Source organism: Bifidobacterium sp. LH_389, assembly GCF_056357235.1.
Window position 1 is genome coordinate 223,098 of the sequence record NZ_JBKEVR010000003.1, and the last position, 20,427, is coordinate 243,524.

At 65.9% G+C, this 20,427-nt stretch carries 14 protein-coding genes, 4 tRNA genes and 2 pseudogenes; 10 read left to right on the forward strand and 10 right to left on the reverse strand.

The features are described from left to right. Nucleotides 1-6: 6 nt before the first annotated feature. Both AC1AZA_RS05070 and AC1AZA_RS05075 read left to right on the forward strand, forming a co-directional pair. A complete protein-coding gene (locus AC1AZA_RS05070) occupies nt 7-708 on the forward strand; it encodes an ABC transporter ATP-binding protein (RefSeq protein ID WP_476513659.1) in 702 nt (233 codons plus the stop codon). A 17-nt stretch (nt 709-725) separates the two neighbouring features. Then, entirely contained in the window at nt 726-4,280 is a 3,555-nt protein-coding gene (locus AC1AZA_RS05075; protein WP_476513762.1) for an FtsX-like permease family protein, read from the forward strand. 44 nt (nt 4,281-4,324) lie between these two features. On the opposite strand, the gene AC1AZA_RS05080 is transcribed toward AC1AZA_RS05075, so the two are convergent. Together AC1AZA_RS05080 and AC1AZA_RS05085 are read right to left on the reverse strand one after the other, a co-directional pair. Beyond that, entirely contained in the window at nt 4,325-4,675 is a 351-nt protein-coding gene (locus AC1AZA_RS05080) for a type II toxin-antitoxin system YafQ family toxin (protein ID WP_476513660.1), read from the reverse strand. Then, on the reverse strand, nt 4,665-4,958 hold the full coding sequence (locus AC1AZA_RS05085) for a prevent-host-death family protein (protein ID WP_476513661.1): 294 nt from the start codon (nt 4,956-4,958) through the stop codon (nt 4,665-4,667). Before AC1AZA_RS05085 ends, AC1AZA_RS05080 begins: the two co-directional genes overlap by 11 nt. Nucleotides 4,959-5,130: 172 nt before the next feature. Between AC1AZA_RS05085 and AC1AZA_RS05090 the strand changes: the two genes are divergently transcribed. The 6 genes and pseudogenes from AC1AZA_RS05090 to AC1AZA_RS05115 all read left to right on the forward strand — a co-directional run bounded on the left by AC1AZA_RS05090 (nt 5,131) and on the right by AC1AZA_RS05115 (nt 13,989). Then, nucleotides 5,131-6,612, forward strand: coding sequence for an amino acid permease (locus AC1AZA_RS05090; protein WP_476513662.1), 1,482 nt, complete (start codon nt 5,131-5,133; stop codon nt 6,610-6,612). Nucleotides 6,613-6,910: 298 nt separating this feature from the next. Then, nucleotides 6,911-8,761 carry a beta-glucuronidase gene (gene uidA / locus AC1AZA_RS05095; protein WP_476513663.1) on the forward strand — a complete coding sequence of 617 codons (1,851 nt, stop codon included), beginning with the start codon at nt 6,911-6,913 and terminating at the stop codon, nt 8,759-8,761. A gap of 660 nt (nt 8,762-9,421) precedes the next feature. After that, nucleotides 9,422-9,904 carry a MarR family winged helix-turn-helix transcriptional regulator gene (locus tag AC1AZA_RS05100; RefSeq protein WP_476513664.1) on the forward strand — a complete coding sequence of 161 codons (483 nt, stop codon included), beginning with the start codon at nt 9,422-9,424 and terminating at the stop codon, nt 9,902-9,904. Between the two features lie 107 nt (nt 9,905-10,011). Then, nucleotides 10,012-10,984, forward strand: a pseudogene (locus AC1AZA_RS05105) (ABC transporter permease); the annotation flags it as partial. Between the two features lie 65 nt (nt 10,985-11,049). Next, a pseudogene (locus AC1AZA_RS05110) lies at nt 11,050-11,907 on the forward strand (ABC transporter ATP-binding protein); the annotation flags it as partial. Between the two features lie 261 nt (nt 11,908-12,168). Next, on the forward strand, nt 12,169-13,989 hold the full coding sequence (locus AC1AZA_RS05115) for an ABC transporter ATP-binding protein (protein ID WP_476513763.1): 1,821 nt from the start codon (nt 12,169-12,171) through the stop codon (nt 13,987-13,989). 127 nt (nt 13,990-14,116) lie between these two features. Here the strand turns inward: AC1AZA_RS05115 and AC1AZA_RS05120 are convergent. The 8 genes from AC1AZA_RS05120 to AC1AZA_RS05155 form a co-directional block, all read right to left on the reverse strand. Continuing rightward, nucleotides 14,117-14,189: transfer RNA gene (locus AC1AZA_RS05120), tRNA-Ala, on the reverse strand. Nucleotides 14,190-14,205: 16 nt separating this feature from the next. Continuing rightward, nucleotides 14,206-14,278: transfer RNA gene (locus tag AC1AZA_RS05125), tRNA-Val, on the reverse strand. Between the two features lie 46 nt (nt 14,279-14,324). Further along, a tRNA-Val gene (locus AC1AZA_RS05130) sits at nt 14,325-14,396 on the reverse strand. Nucleotides 14,397-14,405: 9 nt separating this feature from the next. Beyond that, nucleotides 14,406-14,478, reverse strand: a tRNA-Gly gene (locus AC1AZA_RS05135). 217 nt (nt 14,479-14,695) lie between these two features. Then, nucleotides 14,696-14,995, reverse strand: a complete 300-nt coding sequence (locus tag AC1AZA_RS05140; protein WP_476513665.1) for a hypothetical protein — start codon at nt 14,993-14,995, stop codon at nt 14,696-14,698. Between the two features lie 139 nt (nt 14,996-15,134). Further along, nucleotides 15,135-16,289, reverse strand: coding sequence for an MFS transporter (locus AC1AZA_RS05145; protein ID WP_476513764.1), 1,155 nt, complete (start codon nt 16,287-16,289; stop codon nt 15,135-15,137). Nucleotides 16,290-16,861: 572 nt separating this feature from the next. Continuing rightward, nucleotides 16,862-17,890: a sensor histidine kinase gene (locus AC1AZA_RS05150; protein WP_476513666.1), complete on the reverse strand. Its 1,029-nt coding sequence runs from the start codon at nt 17,888-17,890 to the stop codon at nt 16,862-16,864. Nucleotides 17,891-17,899: 9 nt separating this feature from the next. Then, nucleotides 17,900-18,592: a response regulator transcription factor gene (locus AC1AZA_RS05155; protein ID WP_476513667.1), complete on the reverse strand. Its 693-nt coding sequence runs from the start codon at nt 18,590-18,592 to the stop codon at nt 17,900-17,902. Nucleotides 18,593-18,721: 129 nt separating this feature from the next. Between AC1AZA_RS05155 and AC1AZA_RS05160 the strand changes: the two genes are divergently transcribed. Next, a complete protein-coding gene (locus AC1AZA_RS05160) occupies nt 18,722-19,600 on the forward strand; it encodes an ABC transporter ATP-binding protein (RefSeq protein WP_476513668.1) in 879 nt (292 codons plus the stop codon). Next, nucleotides 19,597-20,403 carry an ABC transporter permease gene (locus AC1AZA_RS05165; RefSeq protein ID WP_476513669.1) on the forward strand — a complete coding sequence of 269 codons (807 nt, stop codon included), beginning with the start codon at nt 19,597-19,599 and terminating at the stop codon, nt 20,401-20,403. The genes AC1AZA_RS05160 and AC1AZA_RS05165 overlap by 4 nt, the downstream gene beginning before the upstream one ends. Nucleotides 20,404-20,427: the final 24 nt, after the last annotated feature.

A 20,427-nucleotide genomic window follows, 5' to 3' on the forward strand; every position in this document is an offset into this window, starting at 1 on the left:
GCGGACATGGCGTACATCGAATTCAGTCACGTGGTCAAGGAGTATGCCGCGGGATCCGCCGCCATCCGTGCGCTGGACGACGCGAGTTTCACGGCCGATCAGGGCAGGCTCACCATCATTCTCGGCCAGTCGGGTGCGGGCAAGACCACGGCGTTGAACATTCTGGGCGGCATGGATACGGTCACGTCCGGAACGGTCACCGTGGGCGGGAGGGACGTCTCGCGGCTGTCCAAGCGCGATCTGGTGGCCTACCGGCGCACGGACATCGGCTTCGTGTTCCAGTTCTACAATCTGGTGCCCAACCTGACCGCGCTGGAGAACGTGGAGCTGGCCAGCCAGATCTGCCCCGATCATTTCGACCCGGCCGAGACCCTCGCCAAGGTGGGGCTGGCCGACAGGCTGGACAATTTCCCGGCGCAGCTGAGCGGCGGCGAGCAGCAGCGCGTGTCCATCGCGCGGGCGATCGCGAAAAAGCCGAAGCTGCTGCTGTGCGACGAGCCGACCGGCGCGCTCGACTACCAGACTGGCAAGGAGGTGCTCGGCCTGCTGCAGGACATTGCGCGGCGGGAGGGTATGACGGTGATGATCATCACCCACAACTCGGCCATCGCTCCCATGGCGGACCGCGTGATTCGCTTCAAGTCCGGGCGCGTGGTTTCCCAGCAGGACAACGCCTCGCCCACGCCGGTGGCGAGCATCGAATGGTAGATCGGACGGTGGCAGCGATGGATGCGCGGCACGGTACGGGCGGCGGCCTTTTCGGATCCGCCTTTGTGCGGGACGCGTGGCGCTGCTGGCGGCGGGCGTGGAAGCGCTTCCTGTCCCTCGCGCTCATCTCGCTGCTCGGCGTGGCCGTGCTCACCGGCATCTACGCCGGCTGCCGGGACGCCTTCCTGGCGGCGGACCGCTTCTACGACGCGCAGGGGCTCATGGATGTGCAGGTGCTCTCCACCTTGGGTCTTACGGACGACGACGTGACGGCGCTGCGGCGCGTTTCCGGCGTGCGGGCCGTGCAGCCCGAGCGCTCGCAGGACGTGACCGTGGCGGTGGACGGCGGCGAGAAAAGCGCGACGATCCGCGAACTCGGCACCGCGGGCCTGAACCGGCCGCGATTGGAGGCCGGGCGCATGCCGTCCGCCGCGGGTGAAATCGCGGTCACGGACAAGTTCCTGAAGGACAGCAAGCTCGCCGTGGGCGATTGCCTCACCGTGAAGGCCGCGAGCCGTGATACGGCGGGCGACGCGGACGGCACATCCTCCGGCATCGACGGAGAATCCGCCCCGGCATTCCCCACGGACCTGACCATCACGGGCACGGTGCTCGACCCGATGGACCTGAGCAACCCGTCCGGCTACGCCGGCAACAACTTCCGCAGCACCGCCGCCAGCGACTACGACTTCTACGCCCCCTCCGCCGGCGTGACCGGCAACGTGTACACGGCCGTGAGCCTGACGGTGACCGGGGCCGCCGCACTCAACACCTTCGACGACCGGTACGACGCCGCCGTCAAGGCCGTGACCAACCGCATCGAATCCGCGGTGCAGACCGACCGCCAGCAGGCCCGCCGGCAGGCGATCGCGGATGCCGCGCAACGCAAGCTGGACGACGCGAAAACCGACGCGTACACGCAGCTCGACGACGCTTCCAAACAGCTCGACAGCCAACAGTCCACCCTCGACGCCAACAAGCGAACGCTCGCGGACACGCGCACGCAGCTGGAAGCCAAGCAGACCGAGCTCAATGACGGGGAGACGCAGATTGCCTCCGCGCGCTCGCAGATCGCGTCCGGTCGCCAGCAGATAGCCGCAGGCCGTCAGCAACTGGCCGAAGCCCGCCGGCAGCTGGATGACGGGCAGCGCCAGCTCACTGCGGCCCGCACGCAGCTGGATGCCGGCCGCAGTGAGCTGAACGCATCCAAGACCCAGGCGCAGCAAGGATTGGCGCAGGCCGAGCAGATGCTGGGCGTGATCGATCAGGTGCGCACCTTGCTCGACGGCCTGCCCTCCGTGGACCCAGGCGCGATCGACGCGGCCACATGGCAGCGCCTCGCCGCACTGCTCGCACGGGTTGGCGTCAGCGTGCCCCAGAACCCCTCCGACGTCACCTCGCTGGCCACCATCCGCACACAGCTCGATCAGGCGTACGCCACGATCGCCGCCCAGCGTGATCAGGCCAAGGCCGGGCTGGAGACGATCGCCGCCAACGAGAAGACCCTCAATGAGCAGGACGCCCAGCTGAGCGCCAAGGAACGCGAGGCCGCATCCGGACAGGCCACGCTCAACGAACAGGCCGCCGAACTGGAAGCCCAGTCCACCCAACTGGAAACGCAGTCCGCCGCCCTCGAGGCGCAGGCCATCCAGGTGACCTCGGGCAAGCAGCAGCTCGAAGTCGGGTTCAAGCAGCTCACGGACGGCGAAACGAAGCTTTCCGACGGCCAGCGGCAGCTCGATGATGCACGCGAACAGCTCAAGGCCAAGCGTGCGGACGCGGACTCCGAATTCGCCAGGCAGCAGCAGAAGATCGACGACATCGCCGCCGCCCAGTGGTATGTGCAGACGCGCGACAGCATCGGCGGATTCAACGCGCTGAACTCGGACCTGACCTCCATCGAATCGATCGGCCGCGCGTTCCCCGTGGTGTTTCTGCTCGTGGCCGTGCTCATGGCGTTCACCACCATGACCCGCATGGTGGAGGAGGATCGCGCGCTGATCGGCACCTACATGGGCCTCGGCTACGGCAATGTGGCCATCGCCATGCGCTACGCACTGTTCGCGCTGCTCGCCTGCCTGCTCGGAGGCGGGGCGGGCCTGCTCGTGGGGTTCCTCGGCATTTCGGCGTTCCTGCGGCTGGTGATCGACGAAATGTACATGGTGCCGGACGTGCGACTCGAGTATGACTGGACGGTGGGCACGCTCGGCCTGCTGCTGTTCGCGGTCGGGGCGCTCGCCGCCACCGCCGTCGCCTGCCGCGGGGAGATGCGCCTGACCCCTGCCACGCTCATGCGTCCCAAGGCGCCCAAGGCCGGCGCGCGCATTCTGCTCGAACGCATCCGCCCGCTGTGGAGCCGTATGAGCTTCCTCAACAAGGTGGCTGCGCGCAACATCTTCCGCTTCAAGTCGCGGCTCGTCATGACGGTGCTCGGCGTGGCAGGCTGCACGGCGCTCATCGTGTGCGGACTGGCGATCAACGACACCATCAACACGATCGCGCCCGTGCAGTACGGCGAGCTGTACCGCTACGATCTGCTGTCCGTCTCCGGTGGCGACGATGCCGACGCGGACGCCATGCGCCATCGGATCGAACGTGACGGGCGGGCCACCGAGACCCTGAACGCGCGTCTGGAGACCGGGCAGATGGCGGATGCGGGCGGCAAGAGCAACGCGATCCAGCTCGTGGTGGTGCCGGAGGGCGACCTTGCGCGCCTGAACGACATGGTGGCGCTGAACCGGGCGGGCGGCGACCGCGGCACGGTCCGGCTGGGCGACGACGGGGTGATCGTGGAGCAGTCTGCGGCCAATGCGCTCGGCATCCGCGACGGCGATGCGGTCATGCTCACCAACGGTTCGCGCAAGCACGCGCAGACCAAGGCGACCGCCGTGACGCGCAACCTCATCGGCACGAACGTGTACGTGAGCGAGGACCTGTACCGCAGCCTGTTCGTCACTGCGCAGGCGGGCGGCGAGGGCACCGTGAGCGCGCAGGCCGATGCGCAGACTGATGCGCAGACCGTCGTGCCGCTCACGTGGAACGCCGTCTACGCCACGCTGTCCGGCAGTGCCGACGAGCGAATTGCTTACGTGGACGGGCTGAAGAGTGATCCGTCCGTGCTCCGGGCGATGAGCAGCGACAATCTGGAACGCAGCTTCAAGTTCGACCTCATGGGCGCGGTGGTGGCGCTCATCACGCTGCTGGCCGGTCTGCTCGCCCTCGTGGTGCTGTTCACGCTCGCCAACACGAACGTGTCCGAGCGCGTGCGCGAAATGGCCACGCTCAAGGTGCTCGGCTTCTTCGACCGCGAGGTGCACCTGTACGTGCACAAGGAGATGACCGTGCTCACGCTCATGGGCGTGGCGGTGGGCCTGCCGCTGGGCCGGTTCGTGGGCGGGCTGCTCACGGCCGCGCTGAACATGCCGGGACTGTATTTCGCGGTGAGTGTCAAGCCGCTGAGCTACGTGATCGCCGCGGCGGCCACGCTGGCGTTCGCGTTGCTCGTGCAGCTGCTCACCAATCCGGTGCTCGACCGCATCGACCCGGTCGGCTCGCTCAAATCCGTGGAGTGAGACGGATCGGGCGGCGAGACGGGCCGTTCACATGCGCTGGGGGATCATCGGAACCGGCGTCGTGGCGACTGCCTGTATGCCTTGATGAGTTTCCTCGGCGTCTTCGCAGAATACAGTTCGTCGTGGCTGCTGGTTCTGGTCAGTACGAGGATGAGCCCACCATCGTCGATGAAATACACCAGCAGCCAGTCGGCGGCGACATGCAGCTCCCGATAGCCGGACCAGTCCCCGGTGAGGGCATGGTCGCGGTATCGCACAAGTGCCTCCCTGTCACCGTCCACAATGGCCCGGATGGGCGCAAGCATGAGCGAGAGGTCGCGATGTCTGCGCTTGAGCGACTTGACATCCTGATCGAAGGCGCGAACGGTTTCGATGCGCTCGATCCTAGAGGGCATCGAAGTAATCCTTCAGCTCCTCCACGTCGTGCATCTCATGGGTGTATTCGCGGCGTTCCACCTGCCGTCTCGCCTCCGCGTTGCGCAGCTCGCGCACTTCGTCCTCAAGTTCGCGGTAGCGGCGGAAATCGTGCTCGTTGATGATGAAGTACACCGGCTCGTTGTTACGCAGTACGGTCACGGGCCTGTTGTCCCCGACCTTCGCGAATTCGGCGCTGGCAGTGCCGCGCCCGAAACGGCTGATCGGCACCATGGTGTCCACGGGAACGGTGACGGACGACATGGCGTCTCCTTCCGGATAGCATGCATATTTACATGCATGATTGTATGCCCATTTGCATGACGCCGCATTGACGGACCGGTGGCGTGTCTCCGACCCGCTCAAATCCGTGGAGTGAGACGGATCGGTCCGGGAGGCGGGACGTTCACATGCGCTGGAGTAGGATTGGCGCATTATGCAGACGCAAGAAGAGAACCAATCCCAAATGAGCAGCGTCGCCGCGCTCGATGCCTCCAACCAGATGGCCCGAGGCCTCAACAACCGGCACGTGCAGTTCATCGCCATCGGCGGCACCATCGGTACCGGCCTGTTCCTCGGCTCCGGCAAGTCGATCAGCCTGACCGGCCCGTCCATCGTATTCGTGTACATCGTGGTGGGGGCCATCATGTTCCTGCTCATGCGCGCCATCGGCGAGATGATGTACAAGGATCCGAGCCAGCACACCTTCATCAACTTCATCACCAAGTATCTGGGCAAGGGCTGGGGGCACTTCGCCGGGTGGACGTACTGGCTGGCGCTCGTGCTGCTCGGCATGACGGAGATCACCGCCGTCTCCACGTACTTCGTCACGTTCTTCGACACATTCGGCATCGACCTGACCGCGTGGAAGTGGCTCATCGAGCTGTGCTTCCTCGTGGTGCTCACGTCCGTGAACCTCATTGCCGTGAAGGTGTTCGGCGAGGTGGAGTTCTGGTTCTCCATGATCAAGATCACGCTCATCGTGGCCATGATCGTCACCGCGGTGGTCATGGTGGTGATCGGCTACCACTATCAGGCCGTCACCATTCAGGGCATGGACCACGCCGGACCGGCCGGGCAGGCGGGGCTCGCGAACCTGACGGACGGCTTTTCGCTGGCGCCCAACGGCTGGCTGGCGCTCCTCATGAGCTTCCAGATGGTGTTCTTCGCCTACCAGATGATCGAATTCGTGGGCGTGACCGTCTCCGAGACGGAGAACCCGCGGCAGGTGCTGCCCAAGGCGATCAACGAGATCATCGTGCGCGTGCTCATCTTCTACGTGGGCGCACTGCTGGCGATCATGCTCATCGTGCCGTGGCGCACGTTCGAGCCCAATGCGGACGGCTCCTTCGCCTCCCCGTTCATCATGGTGTTCCAGTACGCGGGGCTCAACTGGGCGAGCGCGCTCGTGTTCTTCGTGGTGATCACCGCCGCGTCCTCCGCACTGAACTCGCTGCTCTACTCCGCCGGGCGCCACCTGTTCCAGCTGGCAGGCGAGTCGAGCAACCCGCGCGTGCGCCGCATCGCCACCGTATCCGATCGAAAGGTGCCGGCCCGAGCCATCCTCATCTCCGCAGGGCTGATCGTGCTCTCCCCGGTCATCAACGCGTTCCCGAAGGTGTCCAGCCTGTTCGTGCTGTTCGCTTCCGCATCCTCCGCGGTGTTCATCTTCATCTACATCCTCACCATGCTGGCCCACCGCCGCTACCGCCGCTCGGCCGATTTCATCCCCGACGGCTTCGTGATGCCCGCTTGGAAGGTGACCAACACGCTGGCCGTGGCGTTCTTCGTGTTCATCTACGCCACGCTGTTCCTCGCGGCGGATACGCGCGGCTCCGCGATCGCCGGGCTCGTGTGGCTGGCCGGGTTCGGCGGCTACTGTCTGTGGCGCGAGCGGAGGCGTGCCATGCGGGCATAGCCGGGCGCGGGCGCTTGGTGGCATGTAAGGGCGCAGATTGGGCGGATCCATTGCGGTGAAGGGCCTTCCGGGCTTCTGCTGCAATGGATCCGCCCATTTTGCAGGCATACCGTATTGCCGTGCCACTGTTCTGCCGGACTGCTGACGATGTAATCGCGCACCGTCTGCACCGTTCCAGAAACTGGTTTCCAAAAATTCTGACACTTTCTGATGGAAAATGCGCAAAACTGATCGAAGTTGCGTGTATACTTAGAGGGTAAGAGACAAAGCCGTCAGCAATGCAGGGAGGAAAACAGACATGCTTTACCCTCAGACCAACGATGCCCGCCTGGTGTTCAGCCTCGACGGCGTATGGGACTTCAGGACCGCAGGTGAGACCGACTATCCGGCCGAGTGGACCGGCAAGGCGCTGCCCGAGCCCATCGCCATGGCCGTGCCCGGCTCCTACAACGATCAGAACGACCTCACCGATCTGTACGCCGTGTACGGCTGGGTGGTCTACCAGCGCACGTTCAGCCTGCCCGAGCGCAGCATCGCCGGCCAGCGCGTGGTGCTCCGCTTCGACGCCGCCACCCACGCCGCGGATGTGTACCTCAACGGCGAGAAGCTCGGCAGCCACAAGGGTGGCTTCCTGCCGTTCGAGTTCGACGTGACCGGCAAGATCCAGCCCGGAGACAATCTGCTCACCGTGGCCGTGGACAACCGCATCAACCAGTCCACCCTGCCCATCGGCAACGAGGGCAACGTGGCGTTCTTCGGCTCCGACAACGCGGGCATCCCCTCCGTGGAGGCCGGCAAGCGCTACGCCAAGCCGCAGAACCGCCCCAACTTCGACTTCTTCAACTTCGCAGGACTCAACCGCCATGTGGAGCTGTACACCACGCCGCTCGCGTACATCGCGGACGTGGCCGTGACCACCAAGACCGTGACCGAAGGCCTGGGCGAGGGCGAGACCGGCCCGGCGACCATCGGTTACGAGGTGACCCTGGGCGGCGATGCCGATCCGGCCGCCGTGAGCGTGGCGATCGAGGACGAATTCGGCAACGAGGTGGCCACCGCCTCCGGTGCGAAGGGCGAGATCACGCTGTCCGCCGCGCACCTGTGGAACCCGGGCGCTGCCTACCTGTACACCGCGCACGTCACGCTCGCCGGCGCAGACGGCTCCGTGGCCGACGCCGACCAGTACGAGCAGACCTTCGGCATCCGTACCGTGGAGGTGAGGGACCAGAAGTTCCTCATCAACGGCAAGCCGTTCTACTTCAAGGGCTTCGGCAAGCACGAGGACAGCTACTTCCACGGCCGCGGCACCGACCAGCTGCTCAACGTCAAGGACGTCTCGCTGATCCACTGGCTCAACGCCAACTCCTTCCGCACCTCGCACTACCCGTACGCGGAGAACATGTACGACCTGTGCGACCGCGAAGGCATCGTGATCATCGACGAAACCCCGGCCGTGGGCATGAGCTGGCCGCAGTACACCAACAAGGCGCTGTTCGAGCACCACGAGCAGGTGATCCGTGACATGATCGCCCGCGACAAGAACCACCCGAGCGTGGTCATGTGGTCGCTCGCCAACGAGCCGTGGTACGACCAGGGCGGCGAGAAGTCCGAGAACGCGCTCAAGTACTTCACCCCGCTGTACGAGCTCGCCCATGAGGTGGACCCGCAGAACCGCCCGGTCACCATCGTGTGCTGCCAGAACGACTACACCAAGGATCTGGTCACCCGCACCATGGACGTGGTGTGCATCAACCGCTACTACGGCTGGTACAACCTGTCCGGCGACCTCGACGCGGCGTGCTACGCGCTGAACGTGGAGCTCGACTGGTGGGAGAAGATCGGCAAGCCGGTCATGTTCACCGAGTACGGCGCGGACACCATGGAGGGCGTGCACGGCACCCACGGCAAGATGTGGAGCGAGGAATACCAGCGCGACTACTACGCGCGCATCGATGCGGAGATCGACAAGCGCCCGTGGTTCATCGGCGAGCAGCTGTGGAACTTCGCGGACTTCGTGACCATTCAGGGCACCATGCGCGTGGAGGGCAACCGCAAGGGCATCCTCACGCGCGACCGCCAGCCCAAGCTCGCCGCACACTTCCTGCGCGACCGTTGGGCCGAGATCCCGAACTTCGGCTACAAGGGCTGAGTTTTCTGGCCTTCGGGCGGCTTGGCTTCGGGCCGAGCCACCCGTTATGGAGCTGTGGGCGCCGCGCCACGGAGCAATCCGGGCGCGGCGCCCTGCCGTATGCGTGGGGGGCGGGACGGCTTGCCGCATTCGTGGGTGCCGCTGGTGCGCGGTGTGAAAATACGGGCTGTGCGGGCCGAAATCTGCAATTCGCAGCACATTCGGGTCGTTTTTCGCCTGAATTTCGGACCGATAGTGCTGTGAATCGGGAAGATCGGTCCGCGCGGCCCGTATTTTGACCTATGAGTGGGCCGCGGTGTGCGGCAGGGCGGCTCGGCGACGTGCACGTGTGCCCGGCTCAGGGCAGGACTGGCGCCGGTCTAAGCTCCGCCCCGGGCCAATCCGCCCCGCTCAAGCCTCGTTCCGGGTCAAGCTCAGCCCCGGTTCAAGCCCTCGCCCCAAGCCCGTCCCAGGCCTACCCAATCCGATCCGCCCTCGCCCCGCTCAAGCCTCGTCCCGGCTTGCTCCCCGCTTCCGCCCTGCTCAAGCCCCCGCTCCGATTCACTCCTGCCCTTGGGCCCGTCTTCTCCGGTCCCACTCCGCCCGCACTCCAATCGCGCGCAGCAAAATACCTTTGCGTGTAAGATACTATGATGACGGTTTCAGGCGGAAGGAGCGCGCATGGGGTACGAGCAGGAAGCGGTGGACGCATTGTTCGCCTGCATGAAGGGCAGTCGGTCGAAGATGCAGCGCCAGATGCTGCGCGGGACCCATGGCGAGCTATTCGTGCTGCATGAGCTGCTGCATCGGGGTATGCTGACGCCGTCGCAGATGGCCGCATCGATGGGGACGACGTCCGGGCGGGTGTCCACCGTTCTGGCGGCGCTGGAGAAGAAGGGGCTGATCGTGCGCGACGTGGATCCGGACGATCGGCGCGTGGTGTGCGTGAACCTGACGGATGCGGGGCGCGAACGGGCCCAAGCGGACATGGCCGAGATGCGTGACGCGGTGTGCTGGATCTTCTCGCAAATGGGGGAGCGGCGCACGCGCGAGTTCGTGGAGCTGGCGGAGGAGTTCACCACCTATCTGTCGCTGTGCCATCCCGGCGGGCCGCGTCCCACGCCCGAGGAGGTCCGCGCCGCGTTTGCGGAACGCCGGGACTGAGGAACCGACAGCGCGTCGTTCGCTCTCAGGAAAACCGAAGGTTCATGTCTATTATCTTACACTGTAAGTAATTCGATACCGAAAAATAAAAGTATAAGGGGAATGCCGTGCTTCGCATCATGAAATACCTCTCCAAGGCGGAGGTGGGCCAGATGCTCATCGCGCTGGCGGCCATCGTCGGGCAGGTCTGGCTCGACCTCAAACTGCCGGACTACATGTCGCGGATCACCACGCTGGTGGAGACGCCGGGCAGCGCCATGGCGGACATCTGGATCGCCGGCGGCAAGATGCTGCTCGTCTCGCTCGGATCGGCTGCCTGCGCCGTGGTCACCGGGTACATCGCCGCCCGTGTGGCCGCCTCCTTCGGTCAACGGCTGCGCTCGCTCGAATTCCGCAAGGTGGAATCCTTCGGGCCGGGGGAGATGGGCCGCTTCTCCACCGCAAGCCTCATCACCCGATCCACCAACGACATCACGCAGATCCAGATGTTCATCACCATGGGGCTGCAGCTCATCGTCAAATCGCCCATCATGGCCGTCTGGGCCGTGGCGAAGATCGCCGGCGAGGGCCTCGAATGGACGCTGGCCACGGGCATCGCGGTCGTGGTACTGCTCGTCGCCATCGTCGTGCTCATGGCGATGGTCATGCCGAAGTTCAAGGCCATGCAGCGCCTGACCGACAACATCAACCTCGTGGCCCGCGAGAACCTCACCGGCCTCAAGGTGGTGCGCGCCTACAACGCCGAGGACTATCAGGAGGCCAAATTCACCGAGGCGAACCGGGAACTCACGGACACCCAGCTGTTTACCAGCCGCGCCATGGCCGTCATGATGCCGCTCATGAACTCCGTGATGAACGGCCTCATGCTTGCCGTGTACTGGATCGGCGCCTACCTGATCGACGCCGCCGGCGCGATGGACAAGCTCACCGTGTTCTCCAACATGGTCGTCTTCTCCAGCTACTCGGTTCAGGTGATCATGAGCTTCCTGCTGATGAGCATGGTGTTCGTGCTCTGGCCGCGCGCCGACGTGTCCGCCCTGCGCGTGATGGAGGTGCTGGACACCGAGCCGGCCGTGAAGAACCCCGCAAACGGCGAACGTTTCACGGGAAACATTGCCGCTGCTGCCGGGCCCGCCAAGCGCCCCGCCGGCACCGTGGAATTCCGCGACGTGAGCTTCACCTACCCGGACTCGCGCGAACCCACGCTCGAGCACGTCTCGTTCAAGGCCGAAGCGGGGCAGACCGTCGCGTTCATCGGCTCGACCGGTTCCGGCAAGTCGACGCTCGTCAACCTCGTGCCGCGTCTGTACGACGTCACCTCCGGGCAGGTGCTCGTGGACGGCGTGGACGTGCGCGATTGCGACTTGACCGCGCTGCGCGACAGGATCGGCTACGTGCCGCAGCAATCCGTGCTCTTCAAGGGCACCGTTGCCGGCAACGTGAGCTACGGCGACCATCCGGGGGAGACGGTCACCGTCGAACTGGCGGACACCTCCACCGCGGCCGGGCGCAGGCGCGAGGCCGAGTTGCTCGCGCGAGATGCGGCGCAGGAGGACCGTCCGGCCGGCGACGCCACGCTCCGGCGCGTACGCGAGGCAGCCGACGTAGCCCAGGCCACCGAGTTTGTGGAGCGCATGGACGGCGGCTTCGACGCGGCCATCGCACAGGGTGGCTCGAACGTCTCCGGAGGGCAGCGGCAGCGCCTGTCGATCGCGCGGGCCGTGTACCGCAACCCGGAGATCCTCGTCTTCGACGATTCGTTCAGCGCGCTCGACTTCGCCACCGACCGGGCCGTGCGCGACGCCCTCGCCGAGCACGCCAAGGGCACGACCAAGCTCATCGTGGCCCAGCGCATCGGCACGATCATGGACGCCGACCTCATCGTGGTGCTTGACGACGGCCGCGTGGTCGGCCAGGGCACGCACCGGCAGCTGCTGGAGACCTGCGAGGTGTACCGGCAGATCGCCGAATCGCAGCTCAGCAAGGCGGAATTGACGGCGTAGCGCAGGCCGGCGCGTGCCGCAACAGGGCCGGAACAGGCCGGGAACAGGCCGGAACGGGCCGGAATAGGCCGCATGCAGGCCAAACATGGGCCAACACAGGAAGGACTTTGAACAATGGCACAGGAAGAACGAACGGAACGCGGGGCGAGCGGTGAGTCCCGCGGCGGACTCCATGACGGTTCGCGCGGAGCCTTGCGCGGCGGGGCGGTGCGCGGACCGGGGAACAGACCGGGGAACAGGCCGCACGGCGGGCCGGGCTCGATGGGCGCGCCGGTCGAAAAGCCGCAGGATTTCGGCGCCGTGCTGGGCAAGCTCGTGCGGTTCTGCCGCCGGTATATCCCCGTGATCGCCGTCGCACTCGTGCTCGGCGCGATCGGCACGGTGTTCCAGATCATCGGGCCGGACAAGCTCAAGGACATGACCAACGCGATCGTGCGGGGGCTTCCGGCGATCGTGAACGGCAGGCCGGTCATGGGCGCCATCGACTTCGACGCCGTCACGCGCATCGGCTTCACGCTCGTGGCCCTCTACGTAGGCTACGCGCTGCTGAGCTACGTGCAGAGCTGGCTCATGGCGAACGTCACCCAGCGCACGGCCCAGAGCCTGCGCGAGGCGATCAGCGCCAAGATCAACCGGCTGCCGCTGAGCTACTTCGACAGGGTGAGCTACGGCGACGTGCTCAGCCGCATCACCAACGACGTGGACGCCATCGGCCAGACGCTGGGCCAGTCGCTCGGCTCGCTCATCACCTCCGTCACCCTGTTCGTGGGCGCGCTGATCATGATGTTCTACAACAACGTGATCATGACCCTGTGCGCGATCGGCGCCAGCCTGCTCGGACTGCTCCTCATGGGCACGATCATGAAGGCGTCGCAGCGGTACTTCGTCCGTCAGCAGGCCGCCCTCGGCGACGTGAACGGCCACGTGGAGGAGATGTACTCCGGCCACCTCATCGTCAAGGCGTACAACGGCGAGGCCGACTCCATCCGCCGCTTCGAGCGCTACAACGCCGACCTGTACGACTCCGGCTGGAAGTCCCAGTTCCTGTCCGGTCTCATGATGCCGCTCATGCAGTTCGTCGGCAACTTCGGCTACGTAGTGGTGTGCGTGGTGGGCGCGGCGCTCGCCATGAACGGCCAGATCGAATTCGGCGTGATCGTGGCATTCATGATGTACATCCGCCTGTTCACCCAGCCGCTCGCGCAGTTTGCGCAGGCCTTCCAGAACCTGCAGCGCTGCGCTGCCGCATCCGAGCGCGTATTCGGCTTCCTTGAGGAGCCGGAGATGGCCGACGAATCCGCCAAGCCGGCGCTGCTGGGGCGCGATGCGGACGGGAAGCCCAAGCCGGTGCGCGGCGACGTGGAATTCAGTCACGTCCGCTTCGAATACGAGCCGGGCAAGCCGATCGTCAACGACTTTTCCGCTTCCGTGAAGGCCGGGCAGAAGGTGGCGATCGTGGGGCCCACCGGCGCGGGCAAGACCACCATGGTGAACCTGCTCATGCGCTTCTACGACATCGTCGGCGGCTCGATCTCCATCGACGGCGTGGACACCGCGTCCGTACCGCGCTGGAACGTGCACGACCAGTTCTCCATGGTCCTCCAGGACACGTGGGTGTTCCGCGGCGCCGTGCGCGAGAACGTGGCCTACGCCAAGCAGGGTGTGACGGACGAGCAGATCGTGGCCGCGTGCAAGGCCGTGGGACTCGACCATTTCGTGCGGTCGCTGCCCGACGGGTACAACACGGTCCTCGACGACAATACGTCCCTGTCCGCCGGCCAGCGCCAGTTGCTCACCATCGCGCGTGCCATGGTGCAGGACGCGCCCATCCTGATCCTCGACGAAGCGACGAGCTCCGTGGACACGCGCACCGAGGAGCTCATCCAGAAGGCCATGGATGCGCTGACCGTGGGACGCACCTCGTTCGTGATCGCGCACCGGCTGTCCACCATCCGCGACGCCGACATGATTCTGGTGATGGACCACGGCGACGTGATAGAACGCGGCACGCACGACGAGCTGCTCGCCGCCGGCGGGTTCTACGCCAGACTGTACAACAGCCAGTTCTCGCAGGCGGCCTAGCGGGGGAGACCTGGCGCCGGTGTGCATCGGGGTACCTACCGGTGCACACCGGCGTACGCCAATGGCGATGCATACAGATATGAAAAATCCCGCGGAACGTTGCCATTCCGCGGGATTTCGTTGATTGTGGAGCTAAGGGGATTCGAACCCCTGACCCTCTCCATGCCATGGAGATGCGCTACCAGCTGCGCCATAGCCCCGTAACTCGCAATCGGGTGGGCGATGTAGGAATCGAACCTACGACCCCTTCGGTGTGAACGAAGTGCGCTAGCCGCTGCGCCAATCGCCCGTACCCTTACGGTATTCAGTTGTAGGCCGGATTGCTCCGACTTGCGTGGGCGATACAAGATTCGAACTTGTGACCCCTTCCGTGTCAGGGAAGTGCGCTACCTCTGCGCCAACCGCCCGGGTCTGCGAGCGGACAACGGGACTCGAACCCGCGGTCTCAACCTTGGCAAGGTTGCGCTTTACCAACTAAGCTATGTCCGCATGTTGCCTTGTTGGGCAACAGACAGATAACCTACGCCAAACGACCGAGAAACGCAAGCTTCCGCGTGTCGCACTGCGGTGGGGTTGCGATGGGTCGTGGCGAAGGCTGCACCGCGCGGAGGGGGTGCACCTTGCCGAAACGCACGAATGCCTGCCGTTCGGCAAATGGGGGAACGGCAGGCATTCGCGTGCTGCATCTACGTGGTCGTAAAGACGGTCAGCCGCGCTTTTCGACCAGATCCTCCGAGGCCTTGTCCAGTGTGGCCATGATGGCGGTCTGGGCGTCCTTCACGTAGGTGAAGCCGTTCGCGGCGGAGAACTTGGCCTTGTGCGTGGCGTCCTCGGACACCGCGCGGGTCACGCGGGCGATGGCCACCAGCACGTTCGGCAGCTGGGAATCAGGCGCGTCGTTGCCAAGCTCGCTGTAGAAGCGGATGGTTTCCACGTCGTTGGGGTTGGCGTCATTGCCGGGAGCAGCCTTGAGCGCCTCGACAATGCCACCGAGATATTGCTTCATGGGATACTTCGTTGGAATGCTCATGGCTCCTACGCTAGGCGCTTTCGCGGCCGGCGGATAGAGATGGCATCGCAGTTTTACCGTAGGGATAATTACGGTGCCGTGCGGTGCGCTACGTACCTCGCCGGCCGCGCCTCGCCTACTTGGCGGCCGCCTCGCGCCTGCGATCGTCCAGCTTGAGCCAGAACACGCAGGCGGCGGCGAGCAGCGCGAAGATCGCGCCGAACGGTCCGAGCCAGTGCATGCCCACCGTGTCCGTCACCAGGCTGCCCACGGCCGAGCCGACCGCGATGCCGATGTTGAATGCCATCGAATTGAACGAGGACGCCAGATTGAGCGACCCTGGGTGCGTCTCGGCCGCCACGTCCATGTACAGCACCTGCGAGGGCGTGTTCTGCAGGTACATGAAGAACCCCAGCACGAGCAGCAGCGCGCAGCCGGTGACCGGGTTCATCACCGCGAACGGCAGCAGGGCCAGCAGCACGGCCTGCACCACGTAGATGGGCAGTACGCCGATCAGCGGTTTCACGCCGCGGCCGCGGTCGCCCAGTTTGCCGCTGTACAGATTGCTCGCCAGACACATGAGGCCGTATGCGCTCAGGGCGATGCTCACCCAGGCTGCCGGGATGCCGATCTCGTCCTGCAGAATGGGTGAGAGATACGTATAGAACACGTAGGTCGCCGCCGCGCCGCACAGCACCGCAAGGATGCCCGCCCAGATGCGCGCCTCGGTGAAGATGAAGAACTGCGCGAGGAAGCGGCTGCGCGGCCCGTAATGGTTCTTGGGCAGCACCTTGAACATGGCGGCGAGGAGCACGATCGTGAGCGCCACGATCACGTAGAATGCCCATCGCCAGCCCATCGCATTGGCGATGGCCGTGCCTGCCGGGACGCCGAACACCGCGGCCACGGAGAAGCCGGAGAACACCCACGCCACGAACTTGGTGCGGTTCTTGGGGGTCGCCACGTCGTCCACGAAGGTCATGGACGTGGAAACGGTGGTGCCGGAGACGAGGGCGATGAGTATGCGCGCCACCAGAAACACCGCGTAGTTCGGTGCAACGGCGCACAGGATGTTGCCCAGCAGGAACACCACGGTAAGTGCCGCGAGTGCCTTGAACCGCTCGAAGCGGGAGGCCAGTGCGGCACCGATGGGCGTGGCGGGTGCGTAGACGAAGGCGAACAGGGAGACCAGACCTCCCGCAGTGGTGAGCGAGACGTTGAGGCCTGCGGAGATATCCGGCAGAATGCCCACGACGATGAACTCGCTCATGCCCAGCATGAAGCTCATCATGACGAGGGAGATGACAGCGGGGGTGAAGAAGCGGTCGTCGCGCAGAGTGGCCGGCGTGGTCCGGGCGTGCGGGGCGGCGTGCGCGGTCTGAGGGATGTCGGCCTGAGGGGCTTGGGCGGCCGGTGCGGTAACGGTGTCTGTGGCGGCGGAGCGGTCGGGCTGGCCGGAACGGGAGATGTGCTGTGACATGGGTGTGGCGGGCTTCTATGACGTCAAAGGATTTTCGGATTTTGACGTCATCCTACCCTGCGTTCGGCATCGAGCGGAAATCGAGGGACCGAAGCGTGTCCGAGTGCACGATGACGGGCCGTGAGCGGGAGAGACGGGCTCGGCCGCGGCCATGACCGTGACCCGAGACGAGCGGTGGGCTGGCTCGGCATCGAAATTACGGGCTGTGCGGGCCGAAATCCGCGATTCGCAGCATTTCCGGACCGATTTTCGCCCGATTCGCGACCCGATAGTGCTGTGAATCGGCAATTTCGGCCCGCGCAGCCCGTAATTTGCGCGGGCTAGGCGGGCTCGGTGCCAGTCTGGTGTGCGCCCGCCTCTGCCAGCCGTCCGCCCGCGCCGGCTCACCTCGCCAGCGGGATCGTGACGCGCATGGTGGTGCCGGGCCCGGCCGTGGGTGCCGCGTCGATCCACCCGCCGTAGCGCACGGCGATGTCGCGGGCCAGCGCAAGTCCGAGCCCGTAGCCTTGGTGGTCAGACCCGCCGCCGGCGCGCGAAAACCGGTGGAACAGCCGTTCCGGATCGTCGCCGAGCCCGGGGCCGTGGTCGCGGATGGTCACCACGGCCTGCCCGTGTCCAGTCTGCCCACGCCCAGCCTGCCCGCGCTCGACCGTCACGCGCACGGCCACCGTGGAACCGGCGGGGGAGTGCGCGATCGCGTTGTCCAGTACGGCCACCACGCAGCGGCGGATGCCCGTCTCCCCGCCGGACACGGTGACCGGGGTCTCCGGCACGGTCACGTCGAGCGTCACGCCGTGCCCGTCGGCGAGCAGACGGATCGAATCGACCGCATCGCGCACGGCCGCGCCCACGTCGGTCGGCACGTTCTCGAGGGCGCTCGTGGCGGCGAGCAGCAGGTCGTTGATCACGTCGTTCATGCGCGTCACGTCGTCCCTGAGGTCGGCGATGGTCGGCTCGATCTGCCGCCCTGCCTTCAGTCGGTGCTCGAGCAGCTCGGTGCGCGCGCCGATCACCGCGAGCGGCGTCTTGAGTTCGTGGCTCGCGTCCGCCACGAAGTTGCGCTGCAACCGCATGGCCTCCTGCATCGGCGCGATCTCACGCCGTGAGAAGAACCATCCCACCACGCCCGTGGCGGCGATGATGCACACGCCGAAGATGGCGATGAACAGGATGGCCTTCTTGATGTCGATCACCCACGTGCCTTGCATGATGCCCGCCGCCGCGGCGTTCACGTCGTTGGGATCGACGCCGTGCTCGCTGAATTCGTGGCGCGAACCGAGGATCACGCCCACCACGAGCATGACCAGGCCGATCGCGGTGATGCCGCTCATGGCGATGACCATGCGCAGGCTGATCGAGGATGCGGCGCGCGAGGCCGTTCGCGCCGGTGCCGGAGACGTCGGTTTACGCATGGCCCGCTCCTATTCCTCCGGGGAGCCGATCCGGTAGCCGCGCCCGCGCACGGTGACGATCAGCTCCTTGGTGGTTTTCTGACGGATGTAGGAGACGTACGTGTCGATGGTGCCCGGCACGTCGTCCGGGTGGAATGCGGCGGCAAGCAGTTCCTGCCGGCTGAACACGTGGTCCGGCGAGGCGCACAGCACGCGCAGCAGCGCCGATTCCGCGGCGGTGAGCCTCACGCGCGAACCATCGAAGCGCTCCACCTCTTCCGACTCGGCCAGGAACGTCCAATCGCCGATTGGATAGGCGCGCTGGTTGGCGGTGGACCCGCGCAGCAGCACGCGCAGGCGGGCGTCGAGTTCGGCGAACTGGAACGGCTTGGTCACGTAGTCGTTCGCGCCGTCATCAAGCCCGGCGACGATGTCCTCCACACTGGACAGGGCGGTGAGCATGAGCACCGGCAGCGAAACACCGCGCCCGCGTAGCATGCGCACGAGTTCGAGGCCGTCCATGTCCGGCAGCCGGCGGTCGATGATCGCAGCGTCGAACGAGCCTTTGGCCAGCTCGCTGCGTCCGGACGCCCCGTCGGTCACCCAGGCGACGCGATAGTCGTCGTCCAGCAGCTCCTTGGTGATGGCCCCGAGACGTTCGTCGTCCTCCACAAGCAGCACCTTCGGTCTGAGCAGTCGCGCGGCATTCTCCAGCCCATCCATCGCCCTGTCCCGTCCTTTCGTTGCGCTCCGCCGATCCTCCACGATCCATCACACGCCGCGGTTTCTAAGACCACGCTGAGAAACGCGGGGAGGCACGTGATTCCGCCGCTCCCTTCATAGGATATCCGTATGACCACTACACCCATCGTGCTTGAGGCCTCGCATGTGACGTGCGTCGTGCCCGGCGGCGAGACGCCGAATCCGCTTAGGCGCTGGCCGTGGAGCCGCATCCGCAAGGCGGACGGCCGGGACGAAGCCGCCCGGTCCGCCCGGAATGCCCGGTCCGTCCGGAACGCCGAGCCCGTTCAGTCCGCCGCCGGCCGGACCATCTTCCGCGACCTCTCGCTCACCGTCCGCGCCGGCGACATCGTCGACCTCGTAGGTCCCTCCGGCTCCGGCAAATCCACGTTGCTGACCGCTCTGGCCCTGCTCAACCCGCAGGCGACCGCCGTCATGACGCTCGATGGCACCGCCTCGGACGCGATGAGTCCCGAACGCTGGCGCCGGCTCGTCGCCTACCTGCCGCAGCGGCCCACGCTCATCGGTGCCACGGTCCGCGAGGCGATCGCCCTGCCGTTCACGCTCAAGGTCCACCAGAGGAACGATTCCGGTGCCCCGATCGACGATCCGGCCCCCGACGAGGCGACCATGCGCTGCACGCTCGATCAGGTGGGTTGCGGGGACATCGAGCTCGATCGCCCGCCGCAGGATCTGTCCGTGGGCCAGCAGGCGCGCGTGTGCATGCTGCGCACGCTGCTCACCCGGCCGCGCGTCATGCTGGCCGACGAAGTGGACGCCGGTCTGGACGACGAGAACGCCGGACTCGTGGCGGACATCCTCGCCTACGCGGCCCGGCAGGGCATGGCCATCATCCGCGTGCGCCACCGGCCGGCGGACGGGCGGGCCACGCGCATGTGGCGGCTCGCCGACGGCACGCTTACCGAGATGGACGCGCTCACGGCGGCGGACAGCGCAGGCAGCGCGGACAGTGAGGAGGCTTTGCGATGAACGACGTCGGTACCGCCACCGCAGGCGCCTATCCGATCGACGGATGGGGCGTACTCATCACGGTGATTCTGGTGGCTTCGGCCGCCGGCATGTCTTGGGCCATGAAGCTCGGCGTGGAGCGCCGCATGCTGTGGGCCACGCTGCGCTCGCTGGTGCAGTTGCTCGCCATGGGCTACGTGATCAAGTTCGTGATCGAGATGAACAGCCCGTGGGTCTGCTTCGCGCTGATCTCCGTGATGATCCTCGCGGCCATCCAGATCACGCTTACGCGCGCCTCGAACATCCCCAAGGGTCTGGCGCCGCAGGTGTTCCTCACGCTGCTGACGTGCGTGATTCTGGAGATCTGCGTGGTGGTGGAGCTCATCATTCGCCCCCGGCCGTGGTACGCGCCGACCGTGCTCGTCACCATGAGCGGCATGATGCTGGGCAACGTGGTGGCCGCCACCGCCGTGGCCATGAGCCGCTTCTTCGCGGACATGAAGTCCCGCCGCTACGAGGTGGAGATGCTGCTCGCGTTGGGGGCCACGCCGTTCGAGGCGTCCAAGCCGTCGATCGTCTCGAGCGTGAAGATGGGCATGATCCCCACGATCTCCTCGCTGGCCTCCAGCGGCATCGTGCTCATTCCGGGCATGATGTCCGGGCAGGTGATCGCCGGGGCGGACCCGATCATGGCCGGCCGGTACCAGTTCGTGGTGCTGACCGTGATCAGTTCGCTCACGCTGATCGCCGACTCACTGATCATGATCCTCATCTACCGCACCAGCTTCACCGCGCTCGACCAGTGCCGCACCGACCTGCCGTAGGAGCTCTCCGCAGCCCGCGTGAAT